The organism is Ignavibacteria bacterium, from assembly GCA_017302895.1.
Lineage (GTDB): Bacteria > Bacteroidota > Ignavibacteria > Ignavibacteriales > Ignavibacteriaceae > UTCHB3.
Genome location: JAFLBV010000004.1, coordinates 118,573 through 140,518 on the forward strand (window position 1 = coordinate 118,573; position 21,946 = coordinate 140,518).

Below are 21,946 nucleotides of genomic sequence, written 5' to 3' on the forward strand. Positions count from 1 at the left end.
GGATTATTGCATTACTGCATTAACTGCATCCGCTTGTTGAACCACAGGTCATGCACTTCAGACAGGTACCGTTTCTTACCATTGTCATGCTGTTACATTCGGTGCAAATGTCACCGGTGTAGCCTTTTTCTATGGCTCTCTGAACCTGATGCTTAATCGCTGTCGACTGTTTGTTCAGAAATTTTGAAGTAGTGTCCTTCGTTTCTGAAGTTGCAAGTTTTGAACTGTAGCCGGGAGAATCCCTTGGTTCGAGTTCATAAATGCTCTCGCTGACAAGTTCCTCGCTCTCAAAATCCTCGTTGGCCTTGCTTACTTTCGTGGATGAAAGGAGGTCATCCGCACTGACATGTGCAAGATCATATCTGTTCAGATAAGTGACTGCCAGTTCACGGAAGATGTAATCGATCACGGAGGTTGAGAACTTGATTCTCTGGTTTCCGGTGACCACACCCGATGGTTCGAATCTTGTGAAAACAAAAGCATCCACAAACTCTTCGAGAGGCACACCATGTTGCAAACCGAGTGAAATAGCTATGGCAAAACTGTTCAGAAGGCTTCTTACAGTGGCTCCCTCACGGTGCATATCTATGAAAATCTCACCAATCTGTCCATTGTCATATTCACCCGTTCTGATATAGAGCGATTGCCCGTTAATCTTTGCTTTTTGGGTGTATCCTTTTCTGCGATCGGGAAGTCTTCTTCTTTTTGCGATGTAACGGTGAATGATTCTTTCAGCTACCTTTACAATGTTGTTTTCTTCGTGGGATTCGTAAATTTCCTGGAAGTCATCATCAATTAGTGAATTTAGCGGCTGCGAAAGTTTCGATCCGTCTCTGTAGAGAGCATTTGCCTTCAAACAGAGGTTCCACGATTGCATATAGGCATCTTTAACATCATCAACCGTCGAGTGGTAAGGCAGATTGATGGTTTTTGAAATGGCACCCGAAATGAACGGTTGAGCCGCAGCCATCATTTTGATGTGAGCCATGGCTTTCAGGAATCTCGTTCCCTTTTTACCGCATTTGTTTGCAGTGTCGAAAACAGGATAGTGTTCGAATTTCAGATAGGGAGCACCCTCAACCGTCATTGTACCGCAGATGTAATCGTTTGCGGATGAGATTTCCTGTCTTGAAAAACCAAGTTTCCGCAGAAGATTGAAATCCATCGAATCCATCTCTTCTTCCGTCACACCAAGTTTCTTCAGGAAATCGACTCCCAGGGTGTATTTGTTGAATGCAAAGGAAATGTCGAAAACCGAGGGCATCTGTTTCTCGATGATTGAGATGGTCTCATCGGTGAATCCTTTCGATTTCAGCGATTCTGCATTGATGTAAGGACATCCTGTGAGGGATCCGGCACCAACAGCATATTTGATGATCTCATCTATCTGATGCTCGTTGTAGCCAAGTTTCTTGAGTGCCGGGGGTACCGACTGGTTTATAATCTTAAAATATCCGCCACCGGCAAGTTTTTTGAATTTCACCAGCGCAAAATCAGGTTCAACTCCCGTGGTATCGCAATCCATTAGCATACCGATTGTACCGGTTGGAGCTATTACTGTCACCTGAGCATTTCTGAATCCGTGTTTTGTGCCGAGGTCGAGAGCACGATCAGCATCCTCTCTCGCAGCTTCAAGCAGGTCAGAGGGACATTTCGTGGGGTCGATTCCCATCGGCTTTATTGTCAATCCTTCATACTCCTCGACGGGTACATTGTAGGCGGCACGGCGATGATTTCTCATTACCCGGAGCATGTGATCCTTGTTTTTCTCATATTTTACAAATGGACCAAATCCCTTTGCCATTTCAGCACTGGTGGCATAGGCGCTGAAGTGCATAATTGCCGTCAAGGCTCCTGTAATGGCTACAGCTTCTTCACTGTCGTAAGGAATGCCCTGCTGCATCAGAAGAGCTCCGAGATTGGCGTAGCCGAGTCCCAGTGTTCTAAACTCGTAACTTAGCTGTGCGATTTCCTTGCTCGGAAATTGTGCCATCAGGACACTTGTTTCAAGCGTGATTGTCCACAAACGGGCAGCGTGCCTGTATGCTTTAATATTAAATTTATTCGTTTCAGGATTGTAAAATCTCAAAAGATTCAACGATGCCAGGTTACATGCTGTATCGTCGAGGAACATATACTCACTGCAGGGATTGGAGGCATTAATCTCTCCATCCTCGGGACAGGTGTGCCATTCGTTTATTGTTGTGTGGAATTGCAGTCCGGGATCGGCACAGTTCCATGCGGCAAACGAAATGTCTTCCCAAAGCTCTCTCGCTTTAAGCACTTTTGACGGCTTCGGTTTCCTGTTTTCCTTTTTGGCTTTCTTCTTTTCAACTCTCCAGTAAAGGTTCCATGGTCCATCTTCGAGAACGGAATTCATAAATTCGTTGGTAACCCTGATGGAGTTGTTCGAATTCTGTCCGGAAACGGTTGTGTAAGCCTCGGAATTCCAGTCGGTATCGTAAATAGGGAATTCTATCGATTTGTAACCGAGCTTTGCGAGTTGTATCACTCTCTCAATGTAATTATTCGGAATAAGAGCCTTCTTTGCCTCTATTACAGCTCTCTGCAACTTTATGTTTAATTTCGGATTAAACCTGTCATTCTCAGGATGCTCTGCGTAGCAGGCTTTCATTATGTTGTTGAGGTGAAGGTTGTTCAACTTTGATCCGGTTACCAGTGAAGCAACTTTTTGCTCTTCGATAACCTTCCAGTTTACAAATTCTTCGATGTCAGGGTGATCGAGATCGAGACACACCATCTTGGCAGCTCTGCGTGTGGTACCGCCTGATTTTATCGCTCCTGCCGACCTGTCACCTATCTTCAGAAATGACATCAGACCTGAAGACCTGCCGCCTCCACTGAGCGGTTCTTCTGATCCGCGAATCTGACTAAAATTGGTTCCGGTTCCCGATCCGTATTTGAACAGACGGGCTTCGCGAACCCATAAGTCCATGATTCCGCCATCGTTGACAAGGTCATCACTGATTGACTGAATGAAGCATGCATGTGGCTGCGGGTGGGTGTAAGCATCATCGGAGGAAACTAGCTGTCCCGTCTGATAATCAACATAATAGTGCCCCTGTGAGGGACCTGTAATTCCATAAGCCCAGTTTAAACCGGTATTGAACCACTGTGGTGAATTGGGTGCAGCCATCTGGGTAGCGAGCATGTAAAACATCTCGTCGTAATAGGTCTTGGCGTCTTCTTCTGTATTAAAGTAGCCGGCTTTCCAAGCCCAGTAAGTCCAGTTTCCGGCGAGTCTGTGAAATACCTGACGACTGTCTGACTCAGATGTAAATCTTTCATTTTGGGGCAATTTCGCAAGATTATCAGTATCAGGTTCTGATGGCAACAACCATTCAGGAACCCCGGCCTCCTCAACTTTCTTAAGCAGTTTCGGCACTCCGGCTTTTCTAAAATACTTCTGTGCGAGAATGTCAACCGCAACCTGCGACCAGGTTGAAGGCACCAGTATGTTCTGCATCGAAAATATCATTTTCCCGTCGGGATTGCGTATTTCCGAGTTGCGTGGTACATATTCAATTAAATTTTGTACATCTGTCTCATTTTTGGTAAACAGTCGTGAAATCTTCATAAATAAAAGTAAATCCTGTTAATTAGTTGAACTAATTGTATAAAAATTTAAAAAACATCCTTCTCAGGTTAGTGATCACTAATCTAGAAATTTCTATTGAAAACTTGCCTCTTGTCGCAGGGCGACCCGGGCGGTAGGGAAACTTTTATCTGTCAGCCGGCAGATTTTGGTATCGAAAATTAACCCTCTTTGGGGACTTATACAAATTAAATTTTTGCCACTTTTGAAATTGATGCAAAATCGAAAGATATTTTTTTTCGCTCCCCTCCTTTCACCGACTTCTTCCACCACTTCACCGATTTTCCTTTTGCACTCTTTCATTTTTTCACTAAAATCGGTTAGAAAATTTTAAGATTTATCCGGACACACAACAGAAGGAGAACTGTCATGGCTAAAGTACAATCGCAAACAGCCCGGGTTTTTATCGGTGTCGGGCTCATAGTGCTCGGTATCCTTTACTTCCTTAAAGAGGTGGATATCATAAGCTACCGAATCAACGATATCCTCTTTTCACTTCCGACCATCGTTCTGGTCATAGGAATTATCCTCTTCGTAAACTCACGCAGGAAATCACTTTCATGGCTGCTTATGGGTCTTGGTGCAGCGGGTATCGTGATAAAAAGTTTTAATCTCGACTACTCGGATTTTATCGTCCCTGTCATTCTGCTGGCACTCGGTTTTTACATAATCTACCGGCATGTTGAGAAACAGCGGGAAGCTGAACTCGGTGGCGGCACTGATGACTACCGAAAACAATACACTTCAGAATATGATGTTATAGAGGAAGTGTCGGTCTTCGGAGGAAGCAAAAGGATAATCAACAGTAAAAACTTCCGTGGTGGCAATATAACGATTATTTTTGGTGGCTCCGAGTTATTTATGCGTGACTGCGAACTTTCTGACGGAGAAAATGTCCTCGATCTCTTTGTCATTTTCGGGGGCTGCGACCTCACAGTACCGAGCAACTGGAATGTTAAAATTGATGTGGTTTCGCTTTTTGGCGGTTTTTCAAGCAAAAAATACAACTATTCCAAACTTGACGATGTCGATGAGAATAAAACCCTCATTATCAAGGGACTTGTCCTTTTCGGTGGCGGAGAAATGAAAGTTTTCTAAATTGATGGTTTGAATTGTTGTTTGATTGCAGATAGAGGTTGTCCCAAAAAGGCAGCCTCTTTTGTTTTTCAGAAAAACTCCTGTTTTTAGTTATATTTCACGAGTTCAATTTATTTAATCCGGCATAAAGAATTTGACCAAAAAAGCCCTGAACATCATAATACTGCTGATCACGCTCGCTGCAGTCTCCACCCTTTACCTCCACTATACGACCGGAATTACTGTACTTCAGGCAATTACCGATTCAGTAATTTCGACAATGCTCCTGACCGGTTTTTCAGGCGGGTTGCTGCAACTCTGCCGTTTCGTGAAATTTGAACTTGACGGGCTTATAAAATTTATCGTGATCCACCTGATTGCAGGTATCATCGTCTCCGTTTTCTGGGTGATTACTTCCAAACTGATTATTTTCAATCTTCTGATAAGCGACACTTTTTATCAGTCCTTTTTCCAAAAGAATTTTATCACCCGCTTCTTCATCGGACTGATTCTTTACTTTACTTTTACAGCATTCATCTATCTGATTCAGGCATACTTCAAGAATATCGAGAACATAAAAAATCAGGAGGCTCTGAAAACAAAACTTCTCGAGTCGGAATTGAACATGATGAAGCTCCAGATCAACCCCCACTTTATTTTCAACAGCCTTAACTCAATCTCGGCTCTGACGCACATCGATCCCAAACTTTCGGTGGTCATGACGGAAAAACTTGCAGGGTTTATCAGACTCGCTCTCGCATCACACGACAGGGAGCTAATACCCCTTCATGAGGAAATCGAAAATATAAAGCGCTATCTCGATATCGAACAGGTCAGATTTGATGAGAAAATGATCGTTAAGATATCAGTTTCTAAAGATTCTGAAATGGTGCCCGTCCCATCTTATATTCTCGTACCGGTTCTTGAGAATGCCATTAAACACGGTGTTCAACCGTCAACCGTACCCGTGGAGATAGATATCACCTCTGAAATCATGAATGAAATGTTGAAAATTGAGATACGAAACGGACTTGAGACTGTGCAGGATGTAAAAAAAACCGGATTGGGTGTGGGGTTGCAAAATGTGCGGGACAGAATCAGGCTCCACTTTCCCGAGAATGGCTCTTTCTCAGTCTCGAAAAAAGAAAATTCATACACTGCAACAATCCTGATCCCCGTGGAGAATAAATGAAATTAAAAGCTCTCGTTGTCGATGATGAATCTCTCGCAAGGTCGCTTGTAAAAAAATATTGCATCGACTCGGGGATTGTGGAAGTTGCCGGCGAAGCACGCAACGGCATGGAGGCTCTGACTCTCATCAATGAATTGCAGCCGGATGTCGTTTTTCTCGATATCCAAATGCCCGGTATTTCAGGACTCGGTCTGCTTGAACTCCTCGAGAATCCCCCGTTTATTATCTTTGTCACTGCATACGATGAATTTGCCGTAAAAGCATTCGAGAAAAATGCCGTCGATTACCTCCTGAAACCGGTTGAGTACGAGAGGTTTATTGATGCTGTCAACAAATTAATTTCACGAATAGCCGTTAAAAACATAAATTCCGAATACGCCGCCTCACTTGAAAGTCTCAGAAAGGAAACAGCGCCATTCATCTCCACTATCTCGGTAAAAGACAAAGGCGATTTCGTAATCATTAAAGTTGAGGATATTCTCTTTTTCGAGGCGATGGATGATTATGTCTCAATTCATACCAAAAATAAGAAATTTCTGAAAAAAGGGACACTGAGAAATCTGGAGGAAAAACTGGATGGAAAGGTTTTTTCACGAATTCACAGATCCTTTATTCTTAATCTGGACTTTCTCGATAAAGTTTTGAATGATGGAAATGAGAACTACAGGGTAATTTTAAAGAATGGTGGCGAGCTGCCTGTCAGCCGTACCGGTTTTAAAAATTTAAAAACAATTATTTCCTGATTTGTAACTCATATATTGAGATTCAACCTCGTAATGTCAATCTCTCCCGATATTTCGCGGTAATCCGGTTGGCTCAACGCGACAGTTGACATTTTTTTGAAAAGCTGAATTTTTGTCTGATACTCGGAGAGATAGTAAATCTTTACCCGGTCACGGTTTTGAGCTGCCCAGTTCAGAATAATTCGCATCCTTTCGTAATCCTCATCGGTTGGCTGCAAATCAAGTCTTTCGTTTCCTTCAAACCAGTCATCAAGAGCATTTTCGAAATTATCGTAACCCCCTGATGAAAAATTTCTGATATAAACTTTCCCCTGAAGCAGAAGGAAATGATCCATTACTCCCCCGTCTCCCGAAACTGATATCCAGACATTCGCTTTGTTAACCGGCTCCCTCAACAGTGATGATTTATGTACCTGCTGCAGGAGCAAATCAACGGTTTTCTTCACTTCCGCTGCCTGCTCAAACTTCAGTTCGGCTGAATATGCGGACATCCTTTGTATCAATTCTGCGAGCAGATCACTTTTCCTGCCCGACATAAAATCATAAAACTTCCTGAGTTCTTCCCTGTATTCACTGTAATTATCTTTCTCGCAGGGAACAACACACCGGTCGATTGTCGCCATAAAACAGGCTCTTGATTTGGAAAACTCCTTCTGGTCACATGTACGCAACCTGAAAGATTTCTCGGCAATTTCCATCACTTCCTCGGCTTTTTTCCTCGTCCCAAACAAACCGAAGTAATCATTTCCGTCAAGTTCAAACTTGTTTACCAACTCAAGTTTGGGATAGGGGTGCCGTAAAGAAACCCGGATGAAATATTTATTTCCATAGTTTGTGAGCTGAATGTTGTGCTTTGGCTTTGTTTTTTTGATGAGTTGGGCTTCCTTCACCAATGCCATCACTTCGGTTGAAGTGGTCTCATACCTCAAGATGGTTGCACTTCCCAAAATGAGTTTGCTCTTCCCGGCGGCATTGTCCATAAGGTGGGAGGAAAGCCGTTTCCGAAGTGATTTTGACTTGCCGATGTAGATCACTGTCCCGGAGCCATCTACAAACCAGTAGTTTCCGGGGAGGTCGGGAATTGCAGGAATGTCAAATTCTGTTTCGGAAAGTGTCTGCGGAAATTTTCGGGCAATATCTCTTGGCGGGATGTACTGAAATCCCAGCACATCTTTCAAAGTAATCAGTTGGAATTGTCGCTCAAGTTTTTTCTTTACCTCAATAAAGATGCCCGCCGTTGCCATTGCATCAGAATACGCCCTGTGAGTCACACCCGGCGGAATATTAAGATGATCCCTCACCGATTCCAGCTTCTTCGATTTTAATTGAGGAAACAGCCTCCTTGCTGCCCTCAAAGTACAAAATGTTACAGGATTAAATTTCTCATACCCGGCATTCAGAAACTCTGCTTCTAAAAACTTCACATCAAACTGAATATTATGCCCCACTATCACAGACTCCGACAAAAACTCCATCAACTTTGATGCAATATTTTCAAACAACGGAGCACCCGCAAGATCCTCATCCCTGATGCCGGTGAACATCGTTATATAAGGGTCAAGCCTCCTCTGCGGATTGAGAAAAGTCGAAAAACTGTCGACAATCTCCCCCTTCTCAACCCTGTATCCGGCAAATTCGATAATCTTCTCCTGCCGGGGGTCAAGTCCCGTGGTCTCCACATCCAAAACAGTGAATGCTACCTGGTCGGCATCAAGATGATAAAGGGTTTCGAAGTTCAATTTGGGGGTGATTCCGGAAATTCAATTTATATCTAAACCAAATTTAGCTATAATACCAAATTGAGTTCAAAATATATTTACAAGCTTGATGAAATTCTGTAACTACAAGCTATTCAAGTTGCTGTATAAAAGATCCTTTTCAACTAATCACAGGGTTGATTTAATATTTTGGACTCAGCAGTCTCTCTACTCTTGCTTACAATTGCTTGTACTAAATTTATATTTCTCAGTTATACATCGAACTAATTCTGTTTGCTCGAAATATTATATGCTGCTGATAGTTCTTCAATATTTTGTTTCCCAAGTTTTCGCGCAACCAATTGCATTCGTATGTAAAGCTTTGACACTCTTTGGAGGTCTGCTTTATGTACATTCTCTCCTAACTTTTGCACATCCAGGACACTGGTGTTTAATTTTGTAAACAACTCGGTAGCCAAGTTTTGGTTAACATTATTGGGTGCTAAACTCCAAATCTCTAAGCTGAGTACTGAAACTTCCATTAAATTAATATAATATTCTGTTTTATCCCTGCTTACTGTACTGCTGTTTCCAAGAGGCGAACAAGACATTATAAAAGGTAACAGCACAATCAAAATATACTTACAGGAATTTGTTTTCATGATATTTAACTCCCCAAATTATTTAGTCTTAAAAATGCTTGATGGTATATATGCATCGATCAATGAATCAGCGTTTTCTTTACCTAGTTTTTTTGCTGCCACATCCGCATCGTTCAGAACGCGCATGTACTCTTTTTTTAACTCTGGAGTAAAATCCTCCAGCTCTTTGGCACTGAGCAGAATAAGATACGATTTTAAGTCGGCGAGGATTTCTAAAATCTGTGCTTCGTTATAGGATTGAGGCGAATTTGCCCACTTCTGAATTTTTAATACATTAATTTGCATTCTTAAAAAATTATTCGCAACTCGGTAATCAACTTTTGGTTCCTCACTTCCAGAACAGCCTGTAAGCAAGGAAAGTATCATGATTGTTATAATAGACATTCTTTTATAATTGAACATAAGGCATTCCATAATTTGTTGCTATTTTAAATGTTATCAACAATGATTCAAAATATTTCTTCATTAAGAACCCCTTTAACCTTCAAATATAGAACTACTGGTTCTTTAAGTAAATAATACACAGTGCTTAAAATTCCAAACCACCAGGAGACTAAATACCAAGTATCATGGTCAACAGCTTTAACGAGTCGTGTCGAGTTAAAAATAGAAATTACCCAATTCTGAAGCACGAAACTACCATGAACACTACCCAATATAGCGCCTAACCAACCTTCGTATCGTGAATCAGCAGAAGGATAAATGAAGATAGACACAATAAGTCCAAAAACTATATAATAAAACAATATAAGACCGACTTGTTTAAGAATAAATTTCATCTTAGACCTCTTATGTTAGAATATTGAAAAGTAAAATAAATCTTGTTTTCATAGAAAACATCTATTTTCTTAAGGCTAATTTATCAACTTTAATAATCGATTCTGACCTTACATACCGTCAATTCAAATGGATTAAAAGTCCTTTATACCCTCGATAATTATCCATTTTTAATTAGTAGATAGAAGATACCGTAAAAGGCTGCGATTATACAACACAGCCGAATCAAAAAGAAAATCGTGTTTCTCCTTGCTAATCTGATTTTAGCATAGGATAATTGACCATCTATCCCTTTTATATCCGGATTTAACCTTTTAGCTGATTCAAAGCTGTAGACGGCATCTTGCCATTTGTTATTGTTATAGAAATGGAGCCCCTTGGCTTTTTCAGCCTCAGCTTGCCGGAGACGCTGAAGCCTGAGTTGTTCTGCACTTCCAGGCTTCATGCTATTCAACTCTGAGAAAATATATTTACCGGCCTGAATTGCCATATCAGCTATATTTAACCAATCCATAACGGCTTTTCCTTATTTCATGTTTTTATTGAAGTTAAACTTCGTTTACTGAATATATCAGAATTTTTGCTTTTTATTTTCATTTCAGGTTAGTCCCATATTTTCGTTTTTACGCTTAAAGAATCTAATTATCTCCCCAACCCAAAGTACTAATGAAGTTGAACCAATTATATAAAACCAATCAATGAACGAGAGGGGAACAGTTCTGAAAATGTGTCCGCCGAATTGGATGATCAATATCTGTCCGAAAAAAATACTTGTAGCTATTGCAACAAAACTTTTATTTGCGAACATATCTTTAAAAGCCGAATTACTGACATTAAGACATTTTGCATTAAAAAGATTCCAAAATTGCAGCATTACGAAAAGGGAGAAAAACAGAGATAACTCATAATCAGTAACTTTTCCATCATTCTGGATATAAATCAGAAAAGAAGCCAGAATTACCAGGAATAAAGCCCCTATGCCAAATATCTGTTTTGCCATTGGAGTTGTTACAATAAAATCTTCCGGGGAGCGGGGTTCCCGTTTAAGAACATTATCATGTGGAGGTTCCGTAGCCAAAGCAAGAGCTGCAAAAGTATCCATAATCAAGTTTACCCAAAGCATCTGAGTCACAGTCAATGGAAGTTGAACCCCCAAAAACGGGCCCAATAGAGCAATTCCGAGAGCTGCCACATTTATCGTTAATTGGAATAAAATAAATCTTTGGATATTTTCATATAGTGAGCGACCCCACTTGACAGCACTGACAATACTTCGAAACGAATCATCAAGCAGTATAACATCACTAACCTGTTTCGCAAGAGCAGTACCACTTTTTCCCATCGCTAAACCTACATCTGCCTGATTGAGAGCAGGAGCATCATTTGTTCCATCTCCGGTGACAGCTACCACATGACCGTTAGCCTTCAAAAGTCGGATGAGTCTTAGCTTATCCATTGGTTTAGCTCTTGATAGAACAGCAAGATTGGGTAAGATTGGAACTAATTCATCATCTGTTTTCTGAGAGAATTGAGTGCCTGATAAATGAACAAAGGACTTTCGAGTATATTCATGCAAACCTATCTGCCGAGCAATTTCCGCTGCAGTGTCAGCGTTATCGCCTGTAACAATCTTCACATCAATTCCGGCCTCTTTACATGCCTGAATTGCCCCGGGGACTTCCTCTCTAATCGGATCCGCAATAGCAAAAAAACCAAGCCAGACGAAGTCATCGGTCAGGTCGTTGAGTTTTGGCAAAATATCTGTTTTAGGTTCTTCCTGAAACGCAACGCCTATTGTACGCATACCCCTTTTTTGATATTCGCTCATTTCCCTGATAATCTCATTTTTCTTACCATTAAGTTTTTCGACTCCGGTTTGAGTAACAATATTTGAACATTTGTTCAATACTATCTCGGGAGCACCTTTTATATGTAACACTTCTCTTTTGGTCAAAGGTGAGAGGCCCAAAGTCCCCATCATTTTTGTCTCATTAGAAAATGTCCACTGGTGCTTTATTTCAAAATTTTCTCTGGCAGAAAGGTAATCATAACCCTTTTCATTCAACCAGAGGAGGAGAGCTCCTTCTGTAGGATTTCCAATGACTTTTTTGGTGCCACTTTCATTGTTTCCGAGGTTTGCTGTAGAATTACATCCAATTGCCTCTGCTATCAGCGATAGCCCGTTTCCATTTCCATTACCCATAAAGTCGGGGAATTTGGCATGGTAGACATTCATTTCATTCTTAGTCAGAGTTCCTGTCTTATCTGAGCAAATACAGGTTGCAGCCCCAATCGTTTCACAAGCATCCATTTTCCTTACAAGATTGTTACTTGCAGTCATTTTTCTCATACTGTATGCAAGACTCAAAGTAACGCTCATTGCCAGTCCTTCCGGGACAGCGACGACAATTATTGTAACTGCAATCATAAAATATTCTAAATATTGGGAAAGAACTGAAGCCGGAATCCATGACTTTATATCACCCGGTAAAATATTAATCATGAATCCTCCTCCGGCCAATATGAGCAGGGTTAACACTCCATAACCCAGATTCTTTAACCATGGAGACAGACCTTCCTCGTCAAGAAATGCCGGTGGATTTGCGGATGATCCAATCCATTCCAGAAAGTCGTAGAAAATTGGCAGCCAAACTTTTATCAGAGCTATCGATATGAAAAGATGTAGGATAATTGATGCATAGAGTTGACTCCCGTTTAATAAGAGTATCCCATTAAGATAATCTTTTAGTATTAAGGCGCCATAAGTAAGTGCTGCAACACCGAGTCCTACAACTCCAATTTGCTTGCTTAACTTTTCAAGTTGTTGATTTAGAGGGGTCTTATTCTCATTTTCTTCGGTAGCTGCCGAAGCAATATTTGCGATTTCACTTTTATCACCAACAGCAGTTACTGACATGATACAGTGACCATCAGCGACCATTGTACCTTTATAAAGAAGATTTTCAGGATATGGAGAGTCAGTGACAGCTTTGAATTCAGGATGATTTTTTGGAAATTTGTTGACCGGAACGGCTTCTCCGGTCAATTTACCTTCATCTATCTGGAGAGAAACGACTTCGAGTAGCTCACCATCAGCAGGAATTTCTTCACCTGTTTCACATAGAATGATATCACCCACAACGACATCCCTTTTGGGGATGGTATCGTAGGCTCCATTCCTTATAACTTTAACAGGGAAATCATCGTTAACCTGGTTGAGTATATCAAATTCTTTGTTTGCTTTGTATTCATTTAGAAAAGCCATTGTTGTAGCAAGGAAAATGGCGATCATAATTCCTATGCCTTCCAAATACTTACCATCGAAAATTCCGGCAGAGATAGCAATCACAGCAGCTATCATCAGAATCCGTATAACCGGATCTTCATACTTTTCCAGATATAATTTCCACCAGGGTTCCTTTTCAGGTGGTGTTATAACATTCGCACCAAACTTTTTCCTGCTTTCTTCAACTTGCAATGAAGAAAGTCCAATATACTTGGAGTGACTCTCGGGTTCCATATATTTCGCCTAATTTAATTTTATTTAATTTTAGATGGTGGTTGAACAATTAGCTCGTCAACAACCACCACCTGTTATTTTAACACATTGTTTCAGACAAACGAAAGAAGAAAGATTAGTCTCATCTCTTTATTCGATAGTAAATTCGACTCGACGGTTACCATTTCTTCCTTCTTCTGTTGAATTATCATAAAGGGGATTTTTATCCGCCATTCCAAGCGTTTTCATTCTGTTAGCAGCAATTCCATTATTAAGGAGATAATAATATAATGCCATTGCCCTCTGTTCGGATAAAATTTGATTGTACTTTTCCAAGCCGGTATTATCAGTAAATCCAACTATCGTCAATTTCGAAGAAGGGTTCTTCTTTAATTGTTCAACGAGGTCATTCAGTTCTTTATTTGGATACACAATTGCAGCCGCATTATAACCGAAATTATACACCACCTTTCCTCGGGGAGCTGTCTGCGTTAATTTTTCCGCAGGTTTAGGATTGGTTGTTGGAGAAGACTGCGGAGTATTTCCTTCTTTTCCTGCTGGATTGGCATCATTTGCTCCGCTTTTGGCGCCGGATTTGGTTTCAGAATCGGTTTTTTGCCCTGTTCCATTATCAGCTTTTTTGCTGCCATCTGCAGATGAACTCTCAGGATTGCTCGAAGTCGTGCTTTGTGCAGGGTCACCTGACACTTGCTTACCAGCCTGATCATTGTTGGGGTTATTTGTCGCTGATTCTGTATCCGCCAGATTTCCCGGTTTTACTGTTTCCTTGCTTTTATCCTTGCCTGGAAGTAACAGAAAAACTAAAACAATCACCGCTGCCACACCCAATACCCAAAAGGCGATTTTTGATTTTCCCTTCTCTTCAAAAGGTTTTACATTTACTTCCTTCCCTGCGGTTTTTTCGGAAGTTTTTTTTAGGTCAATTGGCTTGGGATTTGCCCCTCCTGAAGGAACTTTTTCTTCCTTTTTGTCATCCACTTTTTCTTCAGGTTTCTTTATATCGATCGTTTTTGGCTTTACCTCTCCAGCTTCTGCATGGTCGATACCAGAACCCTGTGCATTATCGGATTTGCTTAAATTAAATCCGGCTACTCCTGCTTGCCTCGAACTACCCGAAGTATTTTTTGATAAATTTAAAGGTTTCGAGTTCCCCTGACCGGCAGGTTCAGGATTGCTTTTCGAAAGGTTGAATTTGTCACCTGATTGTTTTTCAGCAGCTGCATTATTCTTTGATAAATTAAATTTTGGGTTGCCTTTATCTTCATTTTTGCCAGTTGCGGAAGAGTTATCTGAGACCATAACAATAATTCCTTCTTAAGTGTACATGTTAACAAAAGTTTGAAGACTTCCCTGGTTTCCTCTTCCTAATGCTTCAAATTCCCAGGAATTACCAACTCTGAACAAACGACCAAACTCAACAGCATCCTCGTTACTGAATTTCTCTTTGAGTTCGTACTTGCAGAGCTCCTTGCCAGTTGCATCATCGACAATACGAACATAGCAATCATTTACCATCCCGAAATTTTGTTGCAATGTTCTCTTATCTTTGTTATTGTCGTTTGGGTATTTACATATCGTTACGCAAATAATTATCTGTTCAATTTCTTTACTCACCTTGTTAAGGGTAATAAGCATATCTTCATCGTCATCTCCATCACTGCGTCTTCCATCCGGGTCATCTATTGCACCGTAAATGGCACCATCTTCAGTGGCGGGACGAAAAAGTCCCTTTTCATTCGCATCTTCTATACAATTACCCATTGCAACTTGACCGTAGAAAACGAAATAACTGTCTGATGGAATTTTGAATTTACTGTTTATGCAAAATGCGGATACATCCAGATCGAAATCCGGTCCGCCCGGCTCCTCATTTGGATCCCATCCCAAACCAACTCTTACTCTTGTTAGTCCGGGTGCTGCTTTAGCAAGGTCAAATCTATCACCTTTTTTTAGATTGAAACTCATACTGTCCTCTTTTCTTTCTTTTTAAGAATTTTATTAAGCGTAGAAATCTACTAATGCTCCCAATCCACCGGCACATGGTTCGCCCATGGCTTCAAATTCCCACTCGTTCCCAGACCTGTATAATCTGCCAATGATGAGGGAATCTGCCTCACTGTAATTTTCACTCAAAGTGTAACGACACAACTCTGCTCCATTTGCTTGATTGCAAATCCTGATAAATGCATTATCAACATTTCCAAATGAATGCCTTCGAGTGTCAGATTCGAAAATTGTCACCGTAAAGAATATCTGAACAACATGAGGTGACACCCGATCCAAAGTCAATTGGATTACTTCATCATCTCCTTCTCCAACACCTTCCCGACTGTCACCCATGTGCTTAACAGCACCATCCGGACTCTGTAGATTGTTGTAAAAAACAAAATACTCCTCTGAAGGAATTTTACCGGATTCACCAAGCATAAAAACAGAGACATCGCAATCGACTGCTTTACCATTTATTATACTTGTATCCCATCCCAAGCCTGCAAAAACATTGTTTAGACCAGGTGCAGCCTTGGAAAGATTGAATTTTTGTTTTTTATCGAGATTAATCGCCATGATTCAACTCCTTATTCATTAATCATATTTATTCTCTAAACTTCAAATCTTTAATCATTCTCAGTTATGTTCTATTAAATAAAAGCATCAACAAGTGTCTGTAAACCACCTTTGTATGGCTGATCCAAAGCCTCAAATTCCCACTCTGACCCAAAACGGTAGAGACGACCTACGCTTACTGTGTCGTAACCTCTAAATTGTTCACTTAAAACATAACGACATATCTCCGAATTGCTATTTCTATCCACAACTCGAATGAATGAGTTTTCGACTTGATCAAAAGAGAGACCTTTTTCCTCAGCTTCATGTATTACAACACAAAAAATGATCTGAACGACTTTTGAGGAGACTCTATTTAGATCAATATGAATGGCTTCGTCATCACCTTCTCCTGCACCCGTACGATTATCTCCTGAATGGATAACCGCCCCATCCGGACTGGTTTTGTTATTATAAAAAACGAAATATTCATCATCAGGAAACTTTCCATTCTCACCCAGCATAAGTACTGCAACATCACAATCTATATCTGGTCCACCATCATTTTTTGTATCCCAACCAAGCCCCACAAACACATTTTGCAATCCCGGTTTAGCCTTCGACAGGTTGATTTTTTGTTTTTTTTCAAGATTTATTGCCATAATATTTCGCTCCTATTAATTAATGAATTATTCTGTTTTTTATTGTAATTTTTTACTTTAAAGTTATTGGTGATCCTTCATCAGATTTACCTCTGCTCTTGTTAGACTTCCAATCATTATCTTTTTGCCTTCGGTATTGGAGGCAATTCCGGAGGAGCCCCAGGTTTTGGAATCGGTGGTGCAACAGGTTTACTCATCGGCTTCGGGATCGGGGGTGCAACAGGTTTTGGAAGCGGAGGTGGAACTGGTTTATTCATCGGCTTCGGGATCGGGGGTGCAACAGGTTTTGGAAGCGGAGGTGGAACTGGTTTATTCACCGGCTTCGGGATCGGGGGTGCAACAGGTTTTGGAAGCGGAGGTGGAACTGGTTTGTTCACCGGCTTTGGAAGCGGGGGTGCAACAGGTGAAGAAGGGAGTTTTGGAGTTGGAAGATTAAATTGATTGTAGGGCGAGTGAGCTGTACTGTCGTTTGCAAGACTATAACCACTGGCTTCGATATCCATAAATATTAGATCTATTACTTGATCGTATGTTTCATCGTCAACCCCTTTAACATTATATCTGGATCCTAACTTTTGAATGAAATATTCGGTGTTTATTTCCGGATCAATTACTAGAACCAGCAGATTATTCAACGATATCTTGAATCTCTCGACAATGTTTTCCAGTGAGTTGAAAATCTTTCCAAATCCATTATGGCCTAACATATTTTGTTCTAATTGATGGAGTCTAACTCGAAATTTATGTACTTCTCCAGATGAAAGTTGAACATCCCCCTCAATGAGAATTTTAGGTGATTTAAGAAATTTACTAATAGTAGGGATTATGAATTTAATTTCATTTTCCGAATCTATATCTCTTCTATTGTTTTTGATATATTCAATAATGGTTTGAGCAAAAATTGAAAGCCTCGGATCAGACCCACAGCCTAGCAAACAATCAGAATGCTTAAGTTGTTTTTCCGGTAATGTGATGTACTGAATGTGCAAATTGTTAAATAATGAATTCAGAACTATTATATCTTTCTTATTTTCAAGAAGATTGCAATTTCGAAGATATGCAAGTAGTGACTCATAAAAATCTATTTTTGCAACATTGCTATATCCAGCTTCAGTAAACAAACCTTGCACTAAAATCTGCTCATGTTCCTCTATGTCTATGTCAAACCAAAATCTAAGACAAAGTGATGATCTGTACTTTTCGATTGATTCCTGAGTGAATAAAATTCCACTCAAGAAATGGTCAAAAAGATATTTTTCAATTCCATCATATAGCAGTTGTTTAGCTTGTCTGGATTCACCCATTCTTGAATAAAAAAGAGGTTTTCTGATGATGTCAAAATAATCCGAAAAGGCATGGGGATCGTTTTGATCGACTCTAATTTTTGCACTACCTCCCATTATGAAATCACTTCCATTGGAATAAAAAAAGAGTGGTATTTCATTCCCTTCATCGGATTTAAGAGGTAAATACCTTCTACCCTCTTTCTGATACCAAAAAGTTAGTTTATTGCGAGATACCTTGATTAGAATTGAATAACTCATCGAGGTTACTTCTTCATCCATTCCAGCAAGTATTTTTCGTAGAACTTCATCCCCTCCAGAATAATTATTGGTGCGACATAATCAAATTTTTTCTCATTAGCTCTATTTTTCTTAGCCTCAATATAATCTGGATCTTGCTTTATGTACGATTCAATATTCATATTTGCGAAAGCCTCGAGAAATTGGTTTTCTTTCACATCTAAACCAAAAAGAGAATGAGATACTTTATTGAATAAATACGCAAAATCCATAAACTTTGGACATGGACGACGAGGGTCGGGTGGTGAACAAACAAATGAATCTCCAATAAATTCCATCATTTCACTTGTAACTGAATTTCCGTAGCCAAGATACTTTTTGTCCCCCTCCGATGTGTATACACAAAACCCTTCTTCTCCCAAGATTTCAATTGCTTGTTTATTCTCGGGAACCAACATTCGTGTATTAAAAGTGGGTATAGCTAATCCCTTCGAAACTTCATACTTTACATCTGAATTGTTATCTTTTTTTAGATGATTAATATTTATAATAATGCCTCTTGTATAATCTATTGGAGAAATAGTGCTCCTGGCAATGTTCTCTCCACCTATTCCTCTAATAAACATTTGAGTAAAATAATCCCGGGCTGTTTTTGCATTTACACCTGCCTCCAGCCAATCGAATATTCTAGCCCCTTTTCCAGCAAAAGCAATATTAATCTTTGGTTGGTAATTTTTCATCTTATGAGGAAAGTCCTCAGATCTCATAATCTCATTTCTAAGTTTAAAAGTTAACTGTCCTGCATAGTACATTATCAGACCAGTTACATATAGATTTACAATCATCAACTCCTTACATTCGGCAGCAATCAACTTATAGAAATCGCCATAATCGGAATCATCCAATCTGTCAACAATCTGTTCAAAGTAAAAAGGTGCAGTTTCCTTATTATATTTGTAGGGTGATGTATGAAGACCGGATAATTTGAATTTCTTTTTCTCACAGACTCGAAGTAAGACAGATTGGAAATTTTTTGAATATCCTGTTGCTTGAGCTATTCTTTGAGCAGCAAATCTTATAGAATTCTGCTTAATCATCGCCTTCGAACCACCATCCAATGGGCAAATCACACTAATATCCGTAGTACTGCCACCGATATCAAAAATCAGAAGCAGTTCACCTGGTCTAACAGGATAATCTAAAAGGAAATAATTTGCAACTGCACACGCTTCAGTAAGAGATTCATTATTCCCCAATTCCTTAAATTGAAAATTTAATGGGCCAGTATCCGTTTTAATGTCCATAAATTGTTTTTTTGTAGCTTTTCGATTACTACCCCACCCTGAAGTTTCCGATGAGCGTTCAGATCTTTCCCATTCCGAAGAGACCTCGCTGTCCCATGAAGTGGATGTATCATTATTAGTAGGAAGATTCCAAGTACTAACAGAATCATTATTTGGATATGCATTCGAGTTTATTTCGTTATCTTCAGCAGTTCCCCATGGAGTTTCGCCTTTGTCATTTTCAATTTCCAAGTCTGATGGCCTGTAAATTTCCATTTTTTTACCATTGACAATTGGACTAACATCCTCAAGATTTTTATATATTCCAAAATAATCATGTAATAAGGCTTTTGGCATTGATGATGGATATGACCATTTGATTGATACTGGTTCATGATTCTCTTCGAAGAGTTGTGCATAGACATGTAGTATTAAAGTTCGCAAGTAGGCTGTTTTATGGCTTTTGTCGATGCTCTTGTTTGACCATTTCATGTTGTGTACCAATTCCGTAATTCCAGCACCCCCAACAAGATTTAAGATATGACGGTTTTCGTTTGAGGTTTCTATTGGTAGATTTCGAGAAAAACAAGGAAATCCTCCGACAATATCTTTCTCCATTAATTGATTATCAACCAAACTGGCAGAGTTCGCAATTCTTTTATAATCATGAAGTGTTAAAACTGACTTAATTGCGTTAGTCGGCACTTCTTCTCCCTGAAAGAAAAACAACTCTTTTTCTTCAGATGGGGTATCATAATTTTTGCTCTTTTGATCGGTGAGAAGAGAAACCCTTCGATTTTTTAACCTAAACGGTCTATTAATTCTGGAAGGGTCGGATTCTGACCAATAAGCTATCGAAGAGTTTGTGCTGCCAAAATCCACGCCTAAATTTGCCGGTACGAGGTCTCTGTCATTATTTGTGAGCCAATTCTTTGGAAGTCCGTTGATAGTTCCAAGTTCATCATATCTGACAAGTGCAAACCCACATATATTCTCACTCTTGCCAATTGAAAATTTAATGCCTTTGTAAGGCTGATTACTCTCATAAACTTCATATTTGTATGAATTAGCTACTTTATAATTTGATTCGATCAATAATTGAGCTTTATTGTTTTCGGGAAGATTTGCTACTCTTCCATTTTCTACAATGTATTCAGGCAAACCATTATTATCTCTTATTATCCTGAAAAATGGATCATCCTTATCGCCAACAAATGGTGTTGCTTGAAATTGAACACCATTGTGAGGAAGTTCACTATACAGAAAATACCGTTGCCATTGTTTAGAAATAAAATCGGGCCATAAAACCAAATCTTTTCCAGTGATTTCACCTCCAATTGAGTAAGTTCTCTTTATTTCGGTATCCTTCCCTAAACGATCAACAATCTTCAGAGTAACATTTAGTTTTTCCACTTCACCACTTGGATCATAAAAGGCGATGATTCTGGATTTGACATGAGAATCGTCTTTTAATCCGCAAATTGCATCCATGTGATTATCAAAAACGCTGAGAGCCACCGTAGACAACGGTAACCCAAAATAAGCGTAAAAACCTGATCTGTCAGTTCGTTCTGCTTTCAGAAAAAGAATCGGATGATTCTTTAAAAAGTCAGGATTACTTTCACCGTTTGGAAGTCCGATCTGTAATATCTGGGATGATTCGGGGAGTAAAAGTTCTTCAGGGTTAAAGGCAATTGCCCCCTCTTGGTTCTCATCATCAGAGATTACACCATTTAGACCAAATAATTGGGTTGAATAATTGAAGATTATGTTGAACGGGCTTTCGAATAACGCTATCTCTGGGGTCTTTTCCACAGGATTTTGCCAACCCTTCTGACGAGAATAGTTCAACATTCCATTCGCCCAGTCTTCTAAATTATTTATCAGGTTTGAATAATTTGGCGTGTCAGATTCTTGTAGATTAGAAAAATGCTTGCGAAAACCAGATATTTTCTTCAGTAGATGCTTACAATAGCCATATAATATATTAAGTTCTTTTGGATTTAAATCAGATTCAAGTGGGTCAACGAATTTCCCATTTCTAAGGAAAACCTGCTTTTCATCCAAGTGATAGGATACCGAAGTAAAAATAAAACTTTCGGGGGATGTCCCTCCCACAACACTTCCTTTATAGCTGATGACATCAATAAATGGGAAATTATCAGGTTGATTCTCTGACCGGGTTTGGTCTATCCACAATTTTTTCCGATCAAAGAGGACATTCCCAAAAGCTCCTAATGGTTCATAAATATTTTCAGTCTCACCTAAGCTTTTGCCATCACTATATTTTAGAAATACTCTATCAATGGACAAATCAGAATAATTGAGAGCAATACAACTTAAGAACCCTCTCCATTCACTTATTAACTGATTGTAAAACGACAACATCCCCTTTGCTTTAATATTGGTGTCTGATAAACTTTCCAATGCAATTTTAAATAAATTAGCCCTTGCAAAAACTGAGGGCATACCCGACACAATAGAACCTAAATTGATACTGGTTGCTCCCTCTTTATCAGAGTTTAACTCAGGAATCTCTATGTTTTTTATGAAAAATTCTGGTGCCGAAAGTTTTGACCACTTATATTCAACACCGGGTTGGTGTTCTGTCGATCTGATTGTTAATGATTGTATTGTTTTCTCAGACATT

General features: G+C 39.7%; 16 protein-coding genes. 3 read left to right on the top strand and 13 right to left on the bottom strand.

From position 1 onward, the window contains the following. Nucleotides 1-19: 19 nt before the first annotated feature. The gene (locus tag J0L60_14765) at nucleotides 20-3,598 is read right to left on the bottom strand and encodes a vitamin B12-dependent ribonucleotide reductase (protein ID MBN8547393.1); all 3,579 of its coding nucleotides are present in this window, start codon (nucleotides 3,596-3,598) and stop codon (nucleotides 20-22) included. 387 nt (nucleotides 3,599-3,985) lie between these two features. Here J0L60_14765 and J0L60_14770 point away from each other — a divergent pair, with 387 nt between their 5' ends. From J0L60_14770 to J0L60_14780, 3 genes are all read left to right on the top strand, one after another. After that, a complete protein-coding gene (locus J0L60_14770) occupies nucleotides 3,986-4,714 on the top strand; it encodes a hypothetical protein (GenBank protein ID MBN8547394.1) in 729 nt (242 codons plus the stop codon). A gap of 133 nt (nucleotides 4,715-4,847) precedes the next feature. After that, entirely contained in the window at nucleotides 4,848-5,885 is a 1,038-nt protein-coding gene (locus J0L60_14775; protein MBN8547395.1) for a histidine kinase, read from the top strand. Continuing rightward, the gene (locus tag J0L60_14780; protein ID MBN8547396.1) at nucleotides 5,882-6,628 is read left to right on the top strand and encodes a response regulator transcription factor; all 747 of its coding nucleotides are present in this window, start codon (nucleotides 5,882-5,884) and stop codon (nucleotides 6,626-6,628) included. Before J0L60_14775 ends, J0L60_14780 begins: the two co-directional genes overlap by 4 nt. An 8-nt stretch (nucleotides 6,629-6,636) precedes the next feature. Here the strand turns inward: J0L60_14780 and J0L60_14785 are convergent, their stop codons facing one another. The 12 genes from J0L60_14785 to J0L60_14840 form a co-directional block, all read right to left on the bottom strand. Continuing rightward, nucleotides 6,637-8,367, bottom strand: coding sequence for a GIY-YIG nuclease family protein (locus J0L60_14785; protein MBN8547397.1), 1,731 nt, complete (start codon nucleotides 8,365-8,367; stop codon nucleotides 6,637-6,639). 242 nt (nucleotides 8,368-8,609) lie between these two features. Next, complete coding sequence (locus J0L60_14790) at nucleotides 8,610-8,987, bottom strand: hypothetical protein (GenBank protein ID MBN8547398.1); 378 nt, start codon at nucleotides 8,985-8,987, stop codon at nucleotides 8,610-8,612. An 18-nt stretch (nucleotides 8,988-9,005) separates the two neighbouring features. Further along, entirely contained in the window at nucleotides 9,006-9,389 is a 384-nt protein-coding gene (locus J0L60_14795; protein MBN8547399.1) for a hypothetical protein, read from the bottom strand. A 47-nt stretch (nucleotides 9,390-9,436) separates the two neighbouring features. Continuing rightward, nucleotides 9,437-9,766 (bottom strand): hypothetical protein, encoded by a 330-nt coding sequence (locus J0L60_14800; protein ID MBN8547400.1) that lies wholly within the window; start codon nucleotides 9,764-9,766, stop codon nucleotides 9,437-9,439. 158 nt (nucleotides 9,767-9,924) lie between these two features. Further along, a complete protein-coding gene (locus tag J0L60_14805; GenBank protein MBN8547401.1) occupies nucleotides 9,925-10,278 on the bottom strand; it encodes a hypothetical protein in 354 nt (117 codons plus the stop codon). A gap of 84 nt (nucleotides 10,279-10,362) precedes the next feature. After that, complete coding sequence (locus J0L60_14810) at nucleotides 10,363-13,284, bottom strand: calcium-translocating P-type ATPase, PMCA-type (GenBank protein ID MBN8547402.1); 2,922 nt, start codon at nucleotides 13,282-13,284, stop codon at nucleotides 10,363-10,365. Between the two features lie 129 nt (nucleotides 13,285-13,413). Beyond that, a complete protein-coding gene (locus J0L60_14815; protein MBN8547403.1) occupies nucleotides 13,414-14,583 on the bottom strand; it encodes an OmpA family protein in 1,170 nt (389 codons plus the stop codon). A gap of 15 nt (nucleotides 14,584-14,598) precedes the next feature. After that, a complete protein-coding gene (locus J0L60_14820) occupies nucleotides 14,599-15,249 on the bottom strand; it encodes a TerD family protein (GenBank protein MBN8547404.1) in 651 nt (216 codons plus the stop codon). 33 nt (nucleotides 15,250-15,282) lie between these two features. Further along, nucleotides 15,283-15,849 carry a TerD family protein gene (locus tag J0L60_14825; protein MBN8547405.1) on the bottom strand — a complete coding sequence of 189 codons (567 nt, stop codon included), beginning with the start codon at nucleotides 15,847-15,849 and terminating at the stop codon, nucleotides 15,283-15,285. A gap of 74 nt (nucleotides 15,850-15,923) precedes the next feature. Further along, nucleotides 15,924-16,490, bottom strand: coding sequence for a TerD family protein (locus J0L60_14830; protein ID MBN8547406.1), 567 nt, complete (start codon nucleotides 16,488-16,490; stop codon nucleotides 15,924-15,926). A gap of 116 nt (nucleotides 16,491-16,606) precedes the next feature. Continuing rightward, entirely contained in the window at nucleotides 16,607-18,055 is a 1,449-nt protein-coding gene (locus J0L60_14835; GenBank protein MBN8547407.1) for a hypothetical protein, read from the bottom strand. Beyond that, nucleotides 18,040-21,945, bottom strand: a complete 3,906-nt coding sequence (locus tag J0L60_14840) for a hypothetical protein (GenBank protein MBN8547408.1) — start codon at nucleotides 21,943-21,945, stop codon at nucleotides 18,040-18,042. Before J0L60_14840 ends, J0L60_14835 begins: the two co-directional genes overlap by 16 nt. Between the last annotated feature and the right edge of the window lies 1 nt (nucleotide 21,946).